Origin of the sequence: Paraburkholderia sp. EG286B (genome assembly GCF_040965655.1) — a bacterium.
Classification (GTDB): domain Bacteria; phylum Pseudomonadota; class Gammaproteobacteria; order Burkholderiales; family Burkholderiaceae; genus Paraburkholderia.
The window spans coordinates 97,998-115,901 of record NZ_JBFRCF010000011.1 but is presented as its reverse complement, the minus strand read 5'-3'; the positions used below and the strand labels follow the sequence as shown (position 1 = coordinate 115,901).

At 67.2% G+C, this 17,904-nt stretch carries 18 protein-coding genes; 9 read left to right on the top strand and 9 right to left on the bottom strand.

All coding sequences use genetic code 11. The annotated features are described in order from the left end of the window. The first annotated feature begins 53 nt into the window (after positions 1-53). Together AB4Y42_RS24055 and AB4Y42_RS24050 are read left to right on the top strand one after the other, a co-directional pair. Positions 54-446 carry a cupin domain-containing protein gene (locus tag AB4Y42_RS24055; RefSeq protein WP_368695552.1) on the top strand — a complete coding sequence of 131 codons (393 nt, stop codon included), beginning with the start codon at positions 54-56 and terminating at the stop codon, positions 444-446. A 345-nt stretch (positions 447-791) separates the two neighbouring features. Next, positions 792-2,882: a glycoside hydrolase family 28 protein gene (locus tag AB4Y42_RS24050; protein ID WP_368695551.1), complete on the top strand. Its 2,091-nt coding sequence runs from the start codon at positions 792-794 to the stop codon at positions 2,880-2,882. Between the two features lie 316 nt (positions 2,883-3,198). Here the strand turns inward: AB4Y42_RS24050 and AB4Y42_RS24045 are convergent, their stop codons facing one another. The 3 genes from AB4Y42_RS24045 to AB4Y42_RS24035 form a co-directional block, all read right to left on the bottom strand. Continuing rightward, the gene (locus tag AB4Y42_RS24045; RefSeq protein ID WP_028206842.1) at positions 3,199-3,510 is read right to left on the bottom strand and encodes a high-potential iron-sulfur protein; all 312 of its coding nucleotides are present in this window, start codon (positions 3,508-3,510) and stop codon (positions 3,199-3,201) included. A 224-nt stretch (positions 3,511-3,734) separates the two neighbouring features. Then, entirely contained in the window at positions 3,735-4,748 is a 1,014-nt protein-coding gene (locus AB4Y42_RS24040; protein ID WP_368695550.1) for an NAD(P)-dependent alcohol dehydrogenase, read from the bottom strand. After that, entirely contained in the window at positions 4,745-5,266 is a 522-nt protein-coding gene (locus tag AB4Y42_RS24035; protein ID WP_368695549.1) for an SRPBCC domain-containing protein, read from the bottom strand. Before AB4Y42_RS24035 ends, AB4Y42_RS24040 begins: the two co-directional genes overlap by 4 nt. Positions 5,267-5,386: 120 nt before the next feature. Here AB4Y42_RS24035 and AB4Y42_RS24030 point away from each other — a divergent pair, with 120 nt between their 5' ends. Further along, positions 5,387-6,289, top strand: coding sequence for a LysR family transcriptional regulator (locus tag AB4Y42_RS24030; RefSeq protein WP_368690659.1), 903 nt, complete (start codon positions 5,387-5,389; stop codon positions 6,287-6,289). 28 nt (positions 6,290-6,317) lie between these two features. On the opposite strand, the gene AB4Y42_RS24025 is transcribed toward AB4Y42_RS24030, so the two are convergent. Further along, positions 6,318-6,728 carry a hypothetical protein gene (locus AB4Y42_RS24025; RefSeq protein ID WP_368690658.1) on the bottom strand — a complete coding sequence of 137 codons (411 nt, stop codon included), beginning with the start codon at positions 6,726-6,728 and terminating at the stop codon, positions 6,318-6,320. Positions 6,729-6,838: 110 nt separating this feature from the next. Next, a complete protein-coding gene (locus AB4Y42_RS24020) occupies positions 6,839-7,747 on the bottom strand; it encodes a LysR family transcriptional regulator (protein ID WP_368690657.1) in 909 nt (302 codons plus the stop codon). 128 nt (positions 7,748-7,875) lie between these two features. On the opposite strand from AB4Y42_RS24020, the gene AB4Y42_RS24015 reads away from it, so the two are divergent. The 5 genes from AB4Y42_RS24015 to AB4Y42_RS23995 all read left to right on the top strand — a co-directional run bounded on the left by AB4Y42_RS24015 (position 7,876) and on the right by AB4Y42_RS23995 (position 13,408). Further along, a complete protein-coding gene (locus tag AB4Y42_RS24015; protein ID WP_368695548.1) occupies positions 7,876-9,231 on the top strand; it encodes an MFS transporter in 1,356 nt (451 codons plus the stop codon). Beyond that, positions 9,228-10,295, top strand: coding sequence for a hypothetical protein (locus AB4Y42_RS24010; protein WP_368695547.1), 1,068 nt, complete (start codon positions 9,228-9,230; stop codon positions 10,293-10,295). Before AB4Y42_RS24015 ends, AB4Y42_RS24010 begins: the two co-directional genes overlap by 4 nt. 75 nt (positions 10,296-10,370) lie before the next feature. Beyond that, positions 10,371-11,249: a LysR substrate-binding domain-containing protein gene (locus AB4Y42_RS24005; RefSeq protein WP_368695546.1), complete on the top strand. Its 879-nt coding sequence runs from the start codon at positions 10,371-10,373 to the stop codon at positions 11,247-11,249. 158 nt (positions 11,250-11,407) lie between these two features. Next, the gene (locus tag AB4Y42_RS24000) at positions 11,408-12,562 is read left to right on the top strand and encodes a methionine aminotransferase (protein ID WP_368695545.1); all 1,155 of its coding nucleotides are present in this window, start codon (positions 11,408-11,410) and stop codon (positions 12,560-12,562) included. A 57-nt stretch (positions 12,563-12,619) separates the two neighbouring features. Beyond that, positions 12,620-13,408 (top strand): ABC transporter substrate-binding protein, encoded by a 789-nt coding sequence (locus tag AB4Y42_RS23995; RefSeq protein ID WP_368695544.1) that lies wholly within the window; start codon positions 12,620-12,622, stop codon positions 13,406-13,408. 34 nt (positions 13,409-13,442) lie between these two features. On the opposite strand, the gene AB4Y42_RS23990 is transcribed toward AB4Y42_RS23995, so the two are convergent. Then, complete coding sequence (locus AB4Y42_RS23990) at positions 13,443-13,679, bottom strand: hypothetical protein (protein ID WP_368690651.1); 237 nt, start codon at positions 13,677-13,679, stop codon at positions 13,443-13,445. A gap of 33 nt (positions 13,680-13,712) precedes the next feature. Next, positions 13,713-14,291, bottom strand: a complete 579-nt coding sequence (locus tag AB4Y42_RS23985) for a hypothetical protein (protein ID WP_368695543.1) — start codon at positions 14,289-14,291, stop codon at positions 13,713-13,715. Positions 14,292-14,489: 198 nt separating this feature from the next. Here AB4Y42_RS23985 and AB4Y42_RS23980 point away from each other — a divergent pair, with 198 nt between their 5' ends. Continuing rightward, positions 14,490-14,870, top strand: coding sequence for a hypothetical protein (locus tag AB4Y42_RS23980; RefSeq protein WP_368695542.1), 381 nt, complete (start codon positions 14,490-14,492; stop codon positions 14,868-14,870). A 13-nt stretch (positions 14,871-14,883) separates the two neighbouring features. Here AB4Y42_RS23980 and AB4Y42_RS23975 read toward each other — a convergent pair whose 3' ends face one another. Continuing rightward, complete coding sequence (locus AB4Y42_RS23975) at positions 14,884-16,206, bottom strand: MFS transporter (protein ID WP_368695541.1); 1,323 nt, start codon at positions 16,204-16,206, stop codon at positions 14,884-14,886. Between the two features lie 127 nt (positions 16,207-16,333). After that, positions 16,334-17,875: a bifunctional 3-(3-hydroxy-phenyl)propionate/3-hydroxycinnamic acid hydroxylase gene (locus AB4Y42_RS23970; RefSeq protein WP_368695540.1), complete on the bottom strand. Its 1,542-nt coding sequence runs from the start codon at positions 17,873-17,875 to the stop codon at positions 16,334-16,336. Positions 17,876-17,904: the final 29 nt, after the last annotated feature.

Below are 17,904 nucleotides of genomic sequence, written 5' to 3'. Positions count from 1 at the left end.
CGGCCTAAAGTGGCTCGCATGTTCGACACGAACTGACGTTCCTGGAGATCGATGTGAGCCCACATGCCTGTCCTTATTTGACGCGCCTTGACGTCCTCTACGCCTTCGGCGAAATCATCGACGTGCCCGCCCTCGTGGCGGCAAACAGCCATCCCTGGTACAACCAGACGCTATGCGAGGTAAACCAGTCGGTCGTTCGACTGGGTGTCGTGGAGGGCGCATATCACTGGCACAAACACGACGCACAGGACGAGTTCTTCTATGTCGTAAGCGGACACTTCCTGATCGATCTCGAGGACCGCGTCGTCGATCTGAGCCCAGGACAAGCGTTTGTCGTGCGTAAAGGCCAGCTGCACCGCCCGCGAGCGCCGGAGAAGACAGTGATCCTGATGGTCGAGTCAGCGGGCATCGTTCCCACGGGCGACACGCCACCCCCGCTCGTCTGACAAATTTACAATACCGTAAGCTACCCGCAACCACGGGCCATATCCCGGAAACCCAGGTACACCACCTAGACAAATCTGATTGACGATTTCGATGTCGTCTGACAACAATATCCAGGGTGATCGAGTCAGCCGCTCCTGTTCGATCTCGCCGCTGTAACCGTGCCTCTCCCGTTCGCATTAGCGTCGCCACGCGGCCCAATCGCCGCCGAAGTCGAGCCACGCCCGCTGCAGCAAAACAATCCAGCGAGACAACTAGGAGAACGAATCAAATGGCAACTCATGACCAGGACGATCCCCTGTCTTCCGAAGCCCCCGCCTCGCCCAAACGGCGCGCGTTCATGGCCTTTGCCGGCGCGTCCGCAGGCGCAAGCCTCCTCGCCGCCAGCCGGGCAGCGGCAGCAGCCCACGCCTGCCACCTTCGGAGGCAAGATTCCGCCGCCGCCCGGCCACTCTGCCGGCGATCCGATCTGGGGCCCGGACGGCCAGGCCACGGCGATCATCAGGAGGCTTGCCCACGTCGATCGCTCGCTGTTCTCCCGCGCCGACTTTCACGTGACGAGCTACGGCGCGCGCACGCTCCCCGCCTCCGCGCTGATTACGTCGACCGCGTGGCCCGGCGGCAAGATTCCATGGGTGACGGGCGGCACGGAACAGACCGCGCATCCGACCAGCGATCTGCAAAGCCCGGGCTCGGGCGTGATGGTGCCGTGCGACTACACGGGCACGCAATACGACTCAAGCACGGCGATCAATGCCGCGATTGTCGACGCGAGCCGTGCCGGTGGCGGCCGCGTGGTGGTGCCGGCCGGCAACTGGTACTGCGGCGGTCCCATCGTGCTGCTGAGCCACGTGAACCTCCACCTCGAATCGGGCTGCACGATCTATTTCAGCCCGAATCCTGCCGACTATGCGAAAAACGGCCCATACAAGACGGCGAACGGCAATCTCTACCACACGCGCTGGCAGGCGAACGACTGCCTGAATTTCGGCTCGCCGATCTACGCATTCCGCCAGACCAACATCGCCGTGACCGCCGACGACAACACCTGCGTGCTGAACGGTCAGGCGATGACGCCGATGCAGCTGAGCACCCAGGCGCCGACCTCGTGCTGGTGGACCTACAAGGGAAGCAGCAACACCTACGGCTGCGCCGGTTCCTCGACGCCTTCCCAGGCCTATGTGAATCCGAACAACGTCGCGCTAACGAGCCTCCCCGCTGGCCAGATCCAGAACCCGCAGGCGAACGTTTCCTTCACGAATCAGTACGGCGTGACGACGTCGCTGATGACCCTGCTCACGGGCACGGGCTGGAACCAGGACCAGAACTATCTGCCCGCGCTCTCCGAGCTGCGCGTGCCCATCGAGAACCGCATTTTCGGCAACGGTCACTATCTGCGTCCGTGCATGATCGAGTTCATCGGCTGCACCAATGTGTATCTGCAGAACTACCACACGCAGAACACGCCGTTCTGGCAACACCATCCCACCGATTGCACGAACGTGGTGATCGACGGCGTGTTTGCCGACAGCATCGGACCGAACAACGACGGCTTCGATCCGGACGCGTGCAATCACGTGCTGGTGCAAAACGTTCAGTTCAACACCGGCGACGACTGCATCGCGATCAAGTCCGGCAAGTATCTCGACACCGAGTACGGTCCGATGCAGAACATCGTCGTGCAGAACTGCACGATGCAAAGCGGCCATGGCGGTCTGACGATCGGCAGCGAAATGAGCGCGGGCGTGCGCAACGTCTACGCTCGCAATCTGACGATGCAAAACGAGAACTGGGCGAGCAATCCGCTCAATATCGCGCTGCGGTTCAAGAGCAACATGAACCGCGGCGGCTTCATCGACAACGTCTGGATCAACGGCGTGACGCTCGCCAACGGCGTGAACCTCGCGGGCAAATACGGCGGCGGCTCGCTGGGCGCGGCGATCAGCAAGATCACGGGCACGGGCACGACCGGTCTCGCCACGAACCCGTCGACGGGCCAGGGCGGCCTGATCACGTTCGACTGCGATTACAGCCCGTCCGGCGACGCGGTGCGCTGGAGTCCGTCGGTGATCAGCAACATCAACATCACCAACGTGAACGCGAGCAACGTGTCGGGCGCGGTGTCCTACTCGATGCCTTCGGGCTTCGTCGCCGGGTCGAACTCCTGCTTCCAGGCGATCGTCATGCAGGGCCCCGAGGCGGTCGACTACAACGGTGCGCTGCCGGTGCCGACCGCGAGTCCGATCAGCGGCGTCACGATCTCGAACTGCAACCTCGGCAGCCCGGTGTGCACGGGCGCGGTGCCGACCACGCCTTCGACAGCGGCGACGGCCGCGCCGGGGCCGGTCTTCGCGAGCAACGTGAGCGGCATTACGCTGACCAATGTGGTGATCGCGGGCACCACCTACAACACCTCGCTGACCGCACCGGCGACCTGAAGCCGACGCAACGCACACGGACGCGGGCAAGCGCGTTCCGTGTGCGTTGCGATCGGTTCGTCAGCGTGGTTCCTTGTCTGCCGGAGGTTGCCGGCGTTTCGGCGCCGGCTCGTTTCCGGAGCCCACCGGCTCGCGCGCACAGGCGTCCGGCGGCATGACAAAGGGAATGTCGTCGCGGCAACACGCATACACCGGAAACCCGTACGCGTTAGTACCGACGATGGTCGTTGGCCCGTGCAACGGGCACACCGCCTTCATGGCGCCTCCCGAAACGGATTGCTCGATGGCTTGTAGTCTACCCCTCGCGGGGCATGGCTCAGGCCTTCTTCACGTAGGCATTGCACCAGCCTTTGGCGTCGACGATCTTGCCGCCATAAGTCGCGCATGGGCCATTCGGCGCGCCCGGCTTGCCCTGAAACAGCTGGCAGTTCGCGCAGGTCTGCCCCGCCTGGAAGCGCGGAAACTTGGTCTTGTCGACTTTGCTCGCGTCGGTTTTGTAGCCGAGCGCCATGGCGGTCGGGTCGCTCTCGGAGAGCACCGGCGCGTCGGCGCGCGACTCGCTGGAAAGCGCCGCCGTGGAAGCCACGGAGGCGGCAAGGATCATGAAGCGACGACGGGAAAGCGGCATGGTGGGGCTCCTGAGCATGGAACGTACCCGGCTCTCGTTGTTGCCGATCAGCTGGACGATTCGTTCGTGTTTTTTCCGTGTGCTATTTATTTATATCACTTCGTGATGCCTTGTAAAGAACGGAAACATTGCAGCACTTCGCATAGCGCTTGTAATTATTTCGCTATGCCAGGCAATTCTAACGGCGAGCGCAAACGCGACGCCACAGCGGCGCCGCATTGACTTCACCAGGCCGCGCAGACCTTGCCGAAATGCGCCCCGGCCTGCTGATGACGAAACGCATCGGCCAGTTCGTCCAGCCCGAACGTCCGGTCGAGCACGGGGCGAATGCCAGCCTGGTCGAGCGCCGCGACGTACTCTTGCTGCTGGCGCCGGCTGCCCACGATCAAGCCCTGCAGGCGCGCCTGCTTCGCCATCAGCACGGAGGTCGGCACGGTGCCTTCGCGTCCGGTCAACACGCCGATCAGCGCGATGTGGCCGCCCACACGCACCGCGTCGATCGACTGGGCGAGCGTGCCCGGACCGCCGACTTCGATCACGTGATCCACGCCCTTGCCGCCCGTCATGTCGCGCACGAGCGCGCCCCACTTTTCGTGTTGCCGGTAGTTCACCACCTGGTCGGCGCCCAGCGCTTTCGCACGCGCCAGCTTCTCGTCCGACGATGACGTGACGATGACCGAAGCGCCCATCATCCGCGCGATCTGCAACGCTGCGATCGACACGCCGCCGGTGCCGAGCGTCAGCACGGTGTCGCCGGCCTTGAGGCCGCCGTCGGCCACCAGCGCGCGCCAAGCGGTGAGCCCGGCCGTCGTGATCGTCGCCGCCTCGGCGTAGCTCCAGCCGCGCGGCGCGAGCGTGAAGGCGCTCGCGGGCCGCACGGCGTGCAAGGTCGCGAAGCCGTCCGCGCCGTCGCCGGGCGTCTGCGCGAAGTTGCCCACGGCCTGCCACGGCAACCCGTCCGCCCATTGCGGGAAGAAGCACGACACCACGTGGTCGCCGCGCTTGAATTCCGTCACGCCCGCGCCGACCGCCGACACCACGCCCGCGCCATCGGACATCAGCACGCGCCCATCCGCCGTGGGGATCGCGCCATTGGCGACCAGCAGGTCGTGAAAATTGAGCGAGGTGGCGTGAAGCTCCACGCGGATCTCGCCAGCGCCGGGCGCACCGGGCTCGGCGATCTCGCACAGCTCGATGCGGTCGAGCCCGCCCGGCGCACGCACCACGGCGGCCTTCATGGCCGTGCTCCCTTCGCCTTGCGCGCGGCGTCGATCAGGCCGTCGAGCCAGTCCTGGTGCCCGTTGATCATCGGATTCGGACGCGTTTTCGCCAGCGTTACAGCCGGTTTGCCCTTCTGCGATTCCTGCGTGAGCACGCGCACGCGGCCGCCGGCAAGGTCTTCGATGAGCCAGGCGTGAATCACGTCCAGACGCGTTTCTGCGTCGCCCTCGGCCCAGCCGTGCCACGCCACGCGCGCGGGCTGGCCCGCGGCCGGCGGCACGTGCTCGGTCACTTTGGCCTGCACCGGAAAGCCGAAGGTCTTGAATTGAAAACGCGCGCCCGCGCTCAGTTCGGGGCCCAGGCCGTCGTGGAAGCCGACATCCGCGGAATTGCTGTAATAGCTCGGCCACACGGTCGCGTTGTTGAGCAGCGGCCAGACGTCGGCAGTGGAGAGGCCCGCCACGATCACTTCGTTGGAACAGAAGTTATCGGTCGTGCCGGGCAAGTAGTCTTCGGGCCAGAGAATCTCGTTCATGTTCGTTACCTTTCGATGCTGTCGGTTTCGGTGCGGTGGACACGAGAAATCATGCAGGCTATGCTGAAATAAATCCAATCGTAGATCATTATTTCCGTCATAAACCGTGTTGATATCAGAATGCTCGATCTGAATCTCTTGCGGGCGCTCGACGCCCTGCTCGACGAACGCAACGTCACGCGCGCCGCGCAGCGTCTGTCGCTCACGCAGCCGGCCGTGAGCGCGATGTTGACGCGTCTGCGTGAGAGTTTCGGCGATCCGCTGTTCGTGCGCTCGCAACGTGGCATCGTGCCGACCGAACGCGCGCTGCAACTGGCCGCGCCGCTCAAGCAGGTCTTGAGCGAGATCGAGCAGATGCTGCAGCCGCAGGCCTTCGCACCGGCCGAGGCCGAGATGACACTCACCCTCGCTTCGACCGACTACGCGTTACGCGCCGTCGTCGTGCCGTATCTCGCGCGGCTGCGGGAAACGGCGCCCGGCGTGCGCGCCGTCATCGTGCCGGTGCAGCACGAGCGCCTGCAGGCACAACTGGAAAGCGGCGACGTCGATCTAGCCCTGATCACACCGGAGACCACGCCCGCCGACCTGCATGCACGGCGCCTGTTCGACGAGCGCTACGTGTGCGTGATGCGCGCGGATCACCCCGCCGCCCAGCGGCGGCTCACGCTGGAGCGCTTTTGCGCGCTCGATCATGCGCTGGTGTCGTATGAGGGCGGGAGCCTGAGCGGCGTCACGGATGAGGCGCTGGCGCGCGTGGGGCGTACGCGTCGCGTGACGGTGTCGGTGAACAGCTTTCTCGTGCTGCCCGATATCTTGCTGACGAGCGACCTGATTGCGGTCGTGCCGTCACGGCTCGTGAAGGACGCAGCGGGGCTCGCCGTGATCGAGCCGCCGCTCGCGATACCGGGGTTCACCAAGACGCTCGCGTGGCACGAGCGCACGCATCGCTCGCCAGGGCATCAGTGGGCGCGCGCGTTGTTGTTCGAGACGTGTGAGGCGTTGGCGGGCGAGGCGCGGGGGTGACGTCGTCCCGTCGGCGCGCACGATGCCATCAGCAGGACGGGCTGCCGTTGGCCGTGCAGAACGCCGCGGGCGCCCCCGCGATGAGCGGGAGCGGCATGACGGGTCCTGGCGGTGGCGGCACGATCCTCACGGCGCCGCACCACGAGGTATGGCTGTGCCCCGCGCTGGGCACGCAGGGCGCAACGGCCGCGCGCAGTTCCTCGGCCGCTTCCTCGCTCAGTTCGTTGCGTTCGCGCGCTTCGAGCGCGGGACGCAACTGGTCGTCCAGCCATGACGCGAACGCGACGACACAGCCCGCCGCGACGGCCAGCAGCACGACCCGCGCCTTGTGCTCGCGCAGCTTGATGAGCAGGCGCACCGTCGCCGGGCGCCCTGCAATGGGCGCCTCGCGCCCGGCGGCGGCCCGCACTGCCGCTCCTTCGATGATTCTCGTTGCCACTGTTTATTCGTTTTGCTCTTGTGATTGCGCCTGGCGCCCGTATCGAGGCATACGGGTTAACGGCAGGTCGGCGCAATCCGAAAGGGGCGCAACGAAAATATTTGAAAGCCTTAGTGGCCTTCGCGCGAGCGCTCCGCAAACGCGAACACGGTTTCGCGGAACCGCTCCACCGCCGGATTGCGCACGGCGGGCTTCGTCACGAGATGAAGCGGCGCGCGAAACGCCTCGTCCCCAGCCACGCGGCAGTAGCGCACGCTCTCCTGCTGGTAGCGCCGCATCGAAGCCGGCACGAGCGTCACGCCGCCGCCCGCGGCCACGAGATTGATCGCGGTGACCATGCGCGGCACCTCGTCGACCACGCGCAGCTGCACGCCCTGGGCTTCGCAGGCGCGCACGAAATCGGCGTACATGCCGGGGGCGCCGGGCCGCCGCACGAAGATGAACGGCTCGCCCGCGAGGCGCTTGAGCGACACCGCCCGCGTCCCCGCCAGCCGGTGGCCCGCCGGCAGCACGAGCAGCATGTGCTCCTGGGCGATGCGCTCGAAGCGCAGCTCGGCGGGCGTCTCGATCGGTTTGCGCAGGATCGCGACATCGACCTGCCCGTTCATCATCATCTCGATGATCTCGGCCGCGTTGATCTCGCTGAGCTCGATGGCGATGTCGGGATGCGCGTCGCGATACGCGCGGATCACGGCTGGCGCGAGCGGATGAAACGCGGCCGAACTCGTGAGCGCCACATGCAGCTTGCCCACCTGCCCGAGGGCCACCCGCCGCGCGTGCGTCACGCCCTGCTCGAGCGTGCGCAGAAGGTTGCGCGCGCAAGCAGCGAACGCCTCGCCCGGCGCGGTCAGCTCCACGCCGCGCGGCTGCCGCGTGAACAGCGCAAAGCCCAGTTCCTGCTCGAGTTCCTGGATCTGCTGCGAGAGCGGCGGTTGCTGCATGTGCAGGCGCGCGGCCGCACGCGTGAACTGGCGCTCTTCGCAAACCGCGAGGAAGTAGCGCAGGTGACGTAGCTCCATCGGGACGCTCCGGCAGAAGTAATTGGTATAGGCATTGGATATGGCAACCCCATCCGATATGTATTTTACATTTGCCGCGCAACTCCCTAGTCTGTGAGGAAAACACCAACGACGACCTCCGGAGACATATGCAATCCATTCTCGAAGCAGGCCCAGCGGCGCTCGACGCGCCCCGCCTCCCCACCTCGCAGGTGCGCCGCGCCGTGCTCGCCTCGGTCATCGGCAACGGGCTCGAGTGGTTCGACTTCCTCATCTACGGCTACTTCGCGAAGACCATCGCGCACGTGTTCTTCCCCGTGCAGAGCAGCTTTCTGTCGATCACGCTCACGCTCGCCACGTTCGCGATCGGCTTCGTCGTGCGGCCGCTCGGCGGCGTGGTGATCGGCGCATTCGCCGACCGCTACGGGCGGCGCAGGACCCTGTCGGCGCTGATCGTGCTGATGGCGGCGAGCACGCTGCTCATGGGCGTCACGCCCGGCTATGCGTCGATCGGCATCGCCGCGCCGCTCATCGTGCTGCTCGCGCGCATCCTGCAAGGGCTTTCGGTGGGCGGCGAGTTCGCCACCGCCGCGTCGATGCTCACCGAGTACGCGCCGCCCGGCCGCAAGATGTTCTATGGCAGCTTCCAGATGACGTCCCAGGCCGTCGCGTTGCTGCTTTCCTCGGCGTGCAGCTTCCTGCTCACCACGCGGCTATCGCCGGCGGCGCTCGTCGAATGGGGCTGGCGCGTGCCCTTTCTGCTCGGCGCGCTGGTCGGCCCGGTGGGCTTCTATATCCGCCACAAGGTCGCCGAATCGCCGGAGTTCGTGCAGTTGCGCGAGCGCCTCGGCCATGCGCCGCGCCAGTCCTTGCGCACGTTCCTGCGCGAGCGCGGCGACGCGGCGCTGTGCGCGGTCGGCGTGATCGCCGTGGGCGCGGCGACCAACTATCTCTGGCATTCGTATATGCCGCTCTATGTCGAGCGCCAGCTGCATCTGCCGCTCAAGAGCGCGCTGCTCGGCACAGCGGTGTCGGGGCTCATCGGCATCGTCGGCTATCCGCTCGCGGGCAAGCTCGCCGACCGCTTCGGCGCGTACCGGCTGTTCCTGCCCGTGACGCTCGTGTGGATCTGCGCCGCCTGGCCGCTCTTCGCCTGGGTCCTCGCCGCGCCCACGCCCGAGCGCGTGTTCGCCGCGCAGATGGTCGCCACCGTCGTGCTGAGCCTGATGTCGGGCGCGCACCCCGGTATGCTCACGCAGCTGTTCCCCACGTCCACGCGCTCCACGGGCGTCGCGCTCTCGTACAACATCGCCGTCACGCTGTTCGGCGGCATGGCGCCGCTCACGGTCTCGACGCTGATCGGGGTAACCGGTTCGCGCATCGTGCCGGCGTGGTATCTCATCGTCACGGGCATCGTGTCGCTCGTGCTGGTCTTTGCGAGCGTGTCGGGCCGGCGTCTCTTTCGCGAGCCCAATGCGTGGCCGGCCGAGTCGGAGCTTGAATGAGCGAGCCGTCCATCGTGAGCGACGTGAGCCACGCGAGCGATCAACGCCCGCGCAACGAGTACCCGGTGCGCGCGATCGGCGAGGTGATGCTGCGCGTCGTCACGGCGCAAGGCAGCGGCAGCGTGCCGATGTTCGTGGGCGGCTGCACCCAGAGCGAGCGCGCCACGCGTGCCCTCGTGGTGCTGCACGGCCGCCTGCGCGACGCCGACGCCTATTTGCGCTCGACGCTGCGCGCCCGCGCCGCCTCCTCCGCGCATGACGACGACACGCTCGTCGTGGTGCCGCAGTTCCTCGCCAGCGCCGATGTCGAACATCACCGCGCGCCAGCGCACCTGCTGCACTGGGAATGGACCGCCTGGATGGGCGGAGCCGATGCGCGCGGTCCGGCGCCCTTGAGTTCGTTCGACGCGCTCGATGCCCTCGTCGCGCAGCTTGCCGACCGCGCCCGTTATCCGGCGCTGCGCGAAATCGTGATCGCCGGGCATTCGGGCGGCGCCCAGGTCGCGCATCGCTATGCGATCCTGAGTGCCGCGCCCGAGCGATGCGCGCAGCGCGGCGTGACCCTGCGCTTCGTGATCGCGAATCCCTCCTCCTGGGTGTATTTCGATTCGTTGCGCCCGCAACCGGATGGCGGCTTCGCGCCTGCGGATCGCACCGCATGCCCCGACGTCGACGACTGGAAGTACGGCATGCGCAAGCTCCCGCGCTATGCGGCGGCCATGCACGATGCCACCACGCTCGAGCGCCGCTACCTTGAAAGAGAAGTGGTCTATCTGGCAGGCGAGCGCGATTGCGACCCCGTGCATCCGGCGCTCGACCGTTCCTGCGCGGCCAGCGCGCAGGGGCCGCACCGGCTCGCGCGGGCCCGCGCCTACTTCGCCTACCTCGGCGCCCGGCATCCCCAGTTGCGCCATACGTGGTTCGAGGTGCCGGGTGCGGGCCACAACGCCGAGGCCATGTTCCTCTCCGGGGCAGGCATACGCGCCCTGTTCGGCGCGCACGCCACGATAGACGCGGCACGCGCCGCGAGCACGGAGCAAAGCACAGGCGGCGCAGACGATTGAAGCGGGCGGCCGTCGTATCATAGCGGCTCGATTCCCGCCGGCTGCGCGCACTCGCCCGGCCGCCCAACGACCGCCATGAGACGCCTTCCCCCGCTCAACGCCCTGCAGATTTTCGAAACGGTCGCCCGCTACGGCAGCTTTACGCGCGCGGCCGAGCACCTTTGCCTCACACAGGGCGCAGTCAGCCGGCAGATCCTCGCGCTCGAGCAGTACTATGGCCTGCCGCTCTTTCGCCGCTCGTCCAAAGGTCTCACGCTCACCGCCGAAGGCGAGCAACTGCTGCCGGCCGTGCGCGACGGCTTCGGGCGTATCGAAGAAGCCTCGCAGCGCCTCACGCGCCAGCGCACCGAGCTTGCGCTCAAGGTCCCGACCTGCGTGATGCGCTGGATGCTGCCGCGCATCATGCGCTTCCAGAACGAGCACCCCGACCTGCAGATCCAGATCACGACCACCTGGGGGCACGAAGTCGACTTCCAGGCCGAGCCGTTCGACGCGGCGATCATCTACGGTTCGTCGCCCGGCGCCGACGTGCATGCGGTGCCGCTCTTCGACGAATACCTCACGCCCGTCTGCACGCCCGAGGTGCTCTCGCGCCGCCCGCTCGTCGAGCCCGACGACCTCGCGCACCAGACCCTGCTGCACCCCACGCGCGACCACGCCGACTGGCGCCTGTGGCTCGCGCGCGCGGGCGCGGAGAAAGTCGATGCCGATCTCGGCCCCACGTTCGAATCGCTCGATCTCGCGGCCACTGCCGCCATGCAGGGGTTCGGCGTCGCCATCACCGATCGCACGCTCGTCCGCGAGGATGTCGAAACACGCCGCCTCGTCATGCCCTTCGACCTCGCCGTACCCACGGGCTCGCGCTACTATTTCGTGTACCCCGAATGTGTGGCCCAGCAGAACAAGGTGCAGCTGTTCAGCGACTGGATGGGCCGGGACCGCTCGACGCCGTAGCGCGCCATGAGGGCCGTGCATGGCGGCCATGAGAATTAATCGATTGCATGCGGGCCGCTCTTTCGGCGTAATGGGGCGCTCCGCGCAAGGCCCGATCTTCCGGCAACCTCGCATTTGTCACACCATGCGGCCGCGCGCCGCCCGAAGGGAGACCGACCATGCAGAGCGCCGCGCAGGCCCGCTCGAAGCTGCCCGATGTAGGCACGACGATTTTCACGGTAATCGGCCAGCTTGCCGCCGAGCATCAGGCGCTGAACCTCTCGCAAGGCGCGCCGAATTTCGACCCGAGCGCGAAACTCGTCGACGATGTGGCCGCCGCCATGCGCGCGGGCCACAACCAGTACGCGCCGATGGCGGGGCTGGCCGACCTGCGCGAAGCGCTCGCTGTGAAGTTCGAAACACTCCATGGCGCGCACTACGATCCGTCGAGCGAAGTGACCGTGCTCGCGAGCGCGAGCGAGGGCCTGTACTCGACGATCAGCGCGCTCGTGCATCCCGGCGACGAAGTGATCTATTTCGAGCCCGCGTTCGACAGCTATGCGCCCATCGTGCGCCTGCAGGGCGCGCAGCCCGTGGCGATCAAGCTCGCGCAGCCGCATTTCCGCGTCGACTGGGACGCCGTGAGCGCGGCCATCACGCCGCGCACGCGCATGATCATCGTGAACACGCCGCACAATCCCACGGCCACGATCTTCGGCGAGGACGACATCGCGCGGCTCACGGCGCTCACGCGCAACACCGACATCGTGATTCTCTCCGACGAGGTGTACGAGCACGTGGTGTTCGACGGCGCGCCGCACCGGAGCATGGCGCGCTATCGCGAGCTGGCCGAGCGCAGCGTGATCGTATCGTCGTTCGGCAAGTCGTATCACGTCACGGGCTGGCGGGTGGGCTATTGCCTCGCCCCCGCCGTGCTGATGGACGAGATCCGCAAGGTCCACCAGTTCATGGTCTTTTCGGCCGACACGCCCATGCAGTATGCGTTCACGCAGGCGCTTGCCGAGCCGCAGAGCTATCTGGGACTCGCGGCCTTCTACCAGCACAAGCGCGACCTGCTCGCGCGCGCGCTGTCAGCCTCGCGCTTCGAACTGCTGGCGAGCGAAGGCAGCTTTTTCATGCTCGCGCGCTTCCGCTCCTTCTCCGACGAGCGCGACAGCGACTTCGTGCTGCGGCTCATCCGCGATGCGCGCGTGGCGACGATTCCGCTCTCGGCGTTCTACACCGACGGCACCGACGAAGGCATCATCCGCCTGAGCTTCGCCAAGGATGACGAAACATTGCTCGAAGGCGCACGCCGCCTTTGCGCGATCTAGCGCACCGGATTCGAAACACAACGAAACTGCCTGGAACTGGCAGGCAAGGAGATCACCATGAAGCGACTCAACGCGCTCCTCGCGCTCGCATGCGTGTACGGCGTACTCGGCCCGGCATCGGCATTCGCCGATGCGAACCTGTTGCGCTTCGGCGTCGAGGCGCAGTATCCGCCGTTCGAAACCAAAGCCTCGGACGGCACGCTGCAAGGCTTCGATATCGACATCGGCAATGCCGTGTGCGCGAAGGCGGGCATGACCTGCAAATGGGTCGAAACCTCGTTCGACGGCCTGATTCCCGCGCTGCAGGGCCGCAAGTTCGACGCCATCAACTCGGCGATGAACGCGACCGAAAAGCGCCGCGAGGCCATCGACTTCACCACGGTGATCTATCGTGTGCCGAGCCGACTGATCGCGCGCAGTGACAGCGGACTCGTGGCCACCGCCGCGTCGCTCAAGGGCAAACGGGTCGGCGTGCTGCAGTCGTCGATTCAGGAAACCTATGCGAAGGTGCACTGGGAGCCGGCCGGCGTGACGGTGGTGCCCTACCAGGACCAGAACCAGATTTACGCGGACCTCGGCGCGGGCCGTCTCGATGCAACGCTCGTGCTCGCGCCCGCAGGCCAGAAGGGCTTTCTTTCGCAGCCTGACGGCAAGGGTTTCGCGTTCGTGGGCGAAGCCGTGCGCGACGACAGGATTCTGGGCAGCGGCGTGGCGTTCGGCATCCGCAAGGGCGATACGGCCTTGCGCGAGCGCCTGAACGCGGCCATCGCGAAGATCGAGTCCGACGGCACGGTCACCTCGCTCGCGCACAAATACTTCGGCGACGTCGACGTTTCGCCCAAGTAATACCCCGCACTCAGGGGCGGGCGCATGGCATGAGTCAGCGCCGCCCCTCGCGCGAATTGCGGTTCACGTGGGCGTCGTTCTTCGTGCGCTCCTGGTACTCATCGCCGCCCCAGCGGTCCGTGTCCTCCTGCCCGCTTTCCACGTCGCTATGCCCCTGGCGGCCCACCGAGCGCGGCTCGTGCGGGTGGCGCCGCGCGAGCGGCTCGCTGCTTTCATGCTGCGGACGCTTGACGTTAGTGCCGTCGTCGTCCGGGGTCTCGTGATGCTTCATGGTTGCCTCCTTGTCTGCGCAACGCGCCGCCGCTCATTCGCGCAGCGGCTCGACGCTGCGGGTCGGGTCGAAGTCGGCCCAATGGCCCTGCTGCCAGCGGCCGTCGGCGCGCTCGATCTCCATGCCGCCCGCCGCGCCCAGCACCTGCGCGGCTGTGTGCTGCGTGCCGGGGCTCACGTGCACGGCCACCAGCACGCCGGACTCGCGCGCCTTCGGCGTGCCGTCGGGCTCGTGGCCGATGTCGGGCTGGCGCCCCTTGCCGCCGCCCCTCGTCTGCCATAGCGCGCCCGCGAGCGTGCCCACATAGGCGCCCACGCCGGCGGCCACCGCCAGCACCACCAGCGAGTGGAACACGACATACGAGATCAGCACGCCGAGCACGAGGCCGAGCACCGCGCCCGCCGCCGCTCCCGTGGCCGCGCCGAGCGACGTGTCGCGCGCGCCCGGGTCGACGAACTCGTCGCCGCCCACCGGATAGCGCGCGTGCTGGCCGCTCGGGTTCACGAAGAACGAGGCGACATCCTCGCCGACGAAGCCGCTCGAATGCAGCTTGTCGACGGCCACTTCCGCTTCGTGCAGGGTCGTGAAGCGGCTTGCAACGATCATGGACATGGCTCTCTCCTTGCAGGCTTCGATGAGTGGAAGTTCCTGAGCGAGCGCGCACGCGTCGTGCCATTCGCCTCGCGCTACGCGATGCGCGCGTTCGCCTGCCGCTTGCCGGTTAGCGCATCGGGCGTGCCCAGGTGCGGCTGGAACGCCCGATGCGCGCTGGGAGGTCACCGGGAAGCAGCCATCGAGACGGGAGCCCCTATGAACACCTTCGATTTCGACCAGCGTCTGGAGGAAATCCAGATCGCTGTCGCGACTATTTTCGATTCGCCCAAGCGGCCCGCGGTCAGCCTCATCGACGAGGGCGAGACGATCGTCATCCAGCTTTCGTGGGTCGTGGACTCGCACCGCGACACCACGCTCGACGCGCGCTGCGCCGCCACGCTGCGCTTCGCGCGCGCGCAGCTCGACCGCTACGCCGCGATGGACACGGCGCGCCGGCGCATGATCCAGCAGCGCATCCGCGAGCGCGTGCGCGAGCGCTTCGAGGCAAGGCAGACGCCGCCCGCCACGGAGGGCGCGTGCTCGATTGAACTCGACGTCGACGATTCGGAGTTCGAAATGCCGGCAGGCTTTCCTTGAGCCACGCGTACGCCTAACCCGCGGCTGCCGCCGGGCGCTCCACCCGCGAGCGCGACGACGCGTGCAGCCCGAGGTTCGCCACCAGCGCGACCAGCGCCGAGCCGATCACGTACCACGCGGGCGCAGCCGGCGACCCGCTCATGCGCACGAAGGCCGCGCAGAGCAACGGCGCAAAACCGCTGAACACGACCACCGAAACGTTGTAGGCGAGCGCGATGCCGCTAAAGCGCACCTGCACCGGAAAGAGGTCGGCGAGGACCGCGGCCCACGTGCCGCTGGCGAGCGAGAACACCAGCGCGGCGATCACGAACAGCACGACCACGTTCACGCTGTGCGCTGCGAGCGCGGTATAGAACGGCCAGGCGAGCGCGGCGAGCAGCACGCACGACACGCGCAGCAGGTATCGGCGCGGCACGAAGTCGCCAGCCCAGGCCGCCGCGAGCAGCCCCACCGAACTCACGAGCAAGTACGCATTCTGGGCGAGCGCGGCCTCGCGTGGCGCGTATTTCAACGTCTCGATCAGATACGCGGGCATGTGGCCGTAGAGCACGCCGTTGAAGCCCGCCATCACCGCAATCGACAGCGCGCCGCCCACCACCGCGCCGCGATGGTGGCGCAGCGTTTCGCGAAACGGCTGCTTCACCACGGCGCCCTGCATTTGCCGGAATTCGGGCGACTCGTCGAGATTGCGGCGCAGCAGATACGAAACGATCCCGCACAGGCCGCCCACGAGGAACGCGATACGCCAGCCGTAGCTCGCGGCGTCGGCGGGTCTGAGCGCGGACTGCACGACGAGATTGACGATCGTCGCGAGCATCACGCCCGTATTGATCGCGCAGACGATCACGCCGGCCGCGAGGCCCGCGCGTCGCGGCGCCGCCTCCACCGCGTAGGTGATCGCGCCGGGCATCTCGCCGCCCACGCAGAAGCCTTGCAGCACGCGCAGGCCGATCAACGCGATGGGCGCCGCAATGCCCCAGCGCGCGTAATTGGGCAACAGGCCGATGCAGATTGTCGCGAGTGTCACGACGACGATCGAGCCCATGAACACGGGGCGCCGCCCGATGCGGTCGCCCAGGCTGCTGAGCACGATGCCGCCGAGCGGCCGGATGATATAGCCGATGGCGAGCACCGAAAACGTGAGCAGCATGCTCACGAGCGGGTCGCTCGCCGGAAAGAATTGCGCGGCGATCGAATGCGCGAAGAAACCGTAAATCACGAAATCATAGAACTCCAGCGAGCCGCCCAGACTCGCAATGAGGATCATCTTCCACTGGGCGCGGGTCAGGCCAGGCGCCGCGGCGTGCGACGTTGGCAGTGAGGGTGTCGTCTCCATATGCTCTCCTTGTTGATGGACCTGGCGGCGCTTGGGGTTGCTGCTAGCGGATCTTCGTCCTGCGCCACTTCTTCTAAAGCATCGGCCCGCGCGGCCGCGTTTCATCGCGAACTGCCCGGGCGTTGGGTCAAGCGGCCTCGCGTCGCTGCAGCGCGCACGCAACGCCTGCGCGTGCGAGCAGTGCTTCCAGTTCAAGCGCGTCGTGCGCCACGCCGCCGACGTAGCGGTCGGGCCGCAGCAGCACGGCGCGCGCGCCGGTTTCCGCAAGCCAGGCGCGCAGCGGCTCCCGTGTGGCCGGCACGATCGCCACGCGCGCGCCTTGCGCTGCGTTCGTCAGCGCGTCCTGCGCGGGTTGCGCCAGCGCTTCGTCGACGATCAGGGCGAAGCGATAACCGACGGCGTCGTCGAGGCGCGAGCCGTCGTCGAACACGGGTTGCGGCCCGATATCGCCGCCCGCCGCACCGGCGTGCCAGCCCGGGCCCAAGCGCGGCTGGGGCGTGCGGAACTCGCGAATCGCGGCCGTCATCTCGCGGTCGCGCGCGGCGACGGCGTCGCTGTCGGTGGCCTGGATCACGCCGCCTAGCTGCACCGCCGTTTCGATGAACGTGCGCACGTGCGGCTCGCGCTCGCTCTCGTAGGTGTCGAGCAGCGCGTCGGGCAGCGCGCCGTGGATCACGTCGGCGAGCTTCCATGCGAGGTTCGAGGCGTCGCGTATGCCCGCGGCCATGCCCTGCCCCATGAACGGCGGCGTCTGGTGCGCGGCGTCGCCCGCGATCAGCAGCCTGCCGCGCCGCCAGCCCTGCGCGATCACCGAATGGAACGTGTAGATCGCCGAGCGTTCGAGTTGCGCGTGCTCCGGCGTGATCCATCGTGCGAGCCGCTCCCAGATCCATTCCGGCGTGCCGATGCGGCGCTCGTCGTCGCCCGGCATCACCATGATTTCCCAGCGGCGGCGGTTGTGCGGTCCGCGCGTGTAGGTGGTCGGCCGCGCGGGGTCGCAGTACTGGATCGAGTAGTCGCCGAGATCGGCGCGCTCGCCCTCCAGCAGCACGTCCACCACGACCCAGCGTTCGTGCGATTTCAGATCGGCCAGCTCGGTGCCGATGAAGCGGCGCACCGTCGAGCGCGCGCCGTCGCACCCCACCACGTAGCGCGCCGTGGTATGGGCGAGGCGCCCTTGCGCCGTATCCTCGAAGCGGATGCGCACGTGGTCGTCGCGTTCGTCGAGCGCGAACACCTCATGACGCAAGTGCACGTCGGCGCCGCCGCGCGAGCATAGCTGCGCGCGCAACGCCCGTTCGAGATCCGGCTGATGAAACTTGTAGCTCGCGCACCAGCCTTGCGGGCCGATGCCGCCGGGCCGGGTCCAGTCGATCATCAGCTCGCCGCGCGCATTCACGAACTTCATGCCGGGGCCGACGAAGAGATTGGGCAGCAGCGTCTGCGCGATCCCGGCAGCCTGAAACACGCGCATGCATTCGCCGTCGAAGTGCACCGCGCGCGGCAGCTGGAACACGTCATTGTCGCGCTCGAACACCACGACTTTCAGGCCGCGCAGCGTGAGCAGATTGGCGAGCGTCGCGCCCGTCGGCCCGAAGCCGACGATCGCGACGTCATAGTCGGGCTCCGGATTTGATTTGCATACCGAACTGTTTACGACATCCTTCATCCCATTCACCTGATCCATGGCTAACTGCG

What these genes read in the sequence shown, in the direction of transcription:
- AB4Y42_RS24045 (WP_028206842.1), bottom strand. Translation starts at nt 3,510, where the DNA reads ATGCCGCTTTCCCGTCGTCGCTTCATGATCCTTGCCGCCTCCGTGGCT.
- AB4Y42_RS24040 (WP_368695550.1), bottom strand. Translation starts at nt 4,748, where the DNA reads ATGAAGGCCGCCGTGGTGCGTGCGCCGGGCGGGCTCGACCGCATCGAG.
- AB4Y42_RS24035 (WP_368695549.1), bottom strand. Translation starts at nt 5,266, where the DNA reads ATGAACGAGATTCTCTGGCCCGAAGACTACTTGCCCGGCACGACCGAT.
- AB4Y42_RS24030 (WP_368690659.1), top strand. Translation starts at nt 5,387, where the DNA reads ATGCTCGATCTGAATCTCTTGCGGGCGCTCGACGCCCTGCTCGACGAA.
- AB4Y42_RS24020 (WP_368690657.1), bottom strand. Translation starts at nt 7,747, where the DNA reads ATGGAGCTACGTCACCTGCGCTACTTCCTCGCGGTTTGCGAAGAGCGC.
- AB4Y42_RS24015 (WP_368695548.1), top strand. Translation starts at nt 7,876, where the DNA reads ATGCAATCCATTCTCGAAGCAGGCCCAGCGGCGCTCGACGCGCCCCGC.
- AB4Y42_RS24010 (WP_368695547.1), top strand. Translation starts at nt 9,228, where the DNA reads ATGAGCGAGCCGTCCATCGTGAGCGACGTGAGCCACGCGAGCGATCAA.
- AB4Y42_RS24005 (WP_368695546.1), top strand. Translation starts at nt 10,371, where the DNA reads ATGAGACGCCTTCCCCCGCTCAACGCCCTGCAGATTTTCGAAACGGTC.
- AB4Y42_RS24000 (WP_368695545.1), top strand. Translation starts at nt 11,408, where the DNA reads ATGCAGAGCGCCGCGCAGGCCCGCTCGAAGCTGCCCGATGTAGGCACG.
- AB4Y42_RS23995 (WP_368695544.1), top strand. Translation starts at nt 12,620, where the DNA reads ATGAAGCGACTCAACGCGCTCCTCGCGCTCGCATGCGTGTACGGCGTA.
- AB4Y42_RS23990 (WP_368690651.1), bottom strand. Translation starts at nt 13,679, where the DNA reads ATGAAGCATCACGAGACCCCGGACGACGACGGCACTAACGTCAAGCGT.
- AB4Y42_RS23985 (WP_368695543.1), bottom strand. Translation starts at nt 14,291, where the DNA reads ATGTCCATGATCGTTGCAAGCCGCTTCACGACCCTGCACGAAGCGGAA.
- AB4Y42_RS23980 (WP_368695542.1), top strand. Translation starts at nt 14,490, where the DNA reads ATGAACACCTTCGATTTCGACCAGCGTCTGGAGGAAATCCAGATCGCT.
- AB4Y42_RS23975 (WP_368695541.1), bottom strand. Translation starts at nt 16,206, where the DNA reads ATGGAGACGACACCCTCACTGCCAACGTCGCACGCCGCGGCGCCTGGC.
- AB4Y42_RS23970 (WP_368695540.1), bottom strand. Translation starts at nt 17,875, where the DNA reads ATGAAGGATGTCGTAAACAGTTCGGTATGCAAATCAAATCCGGAGCCC.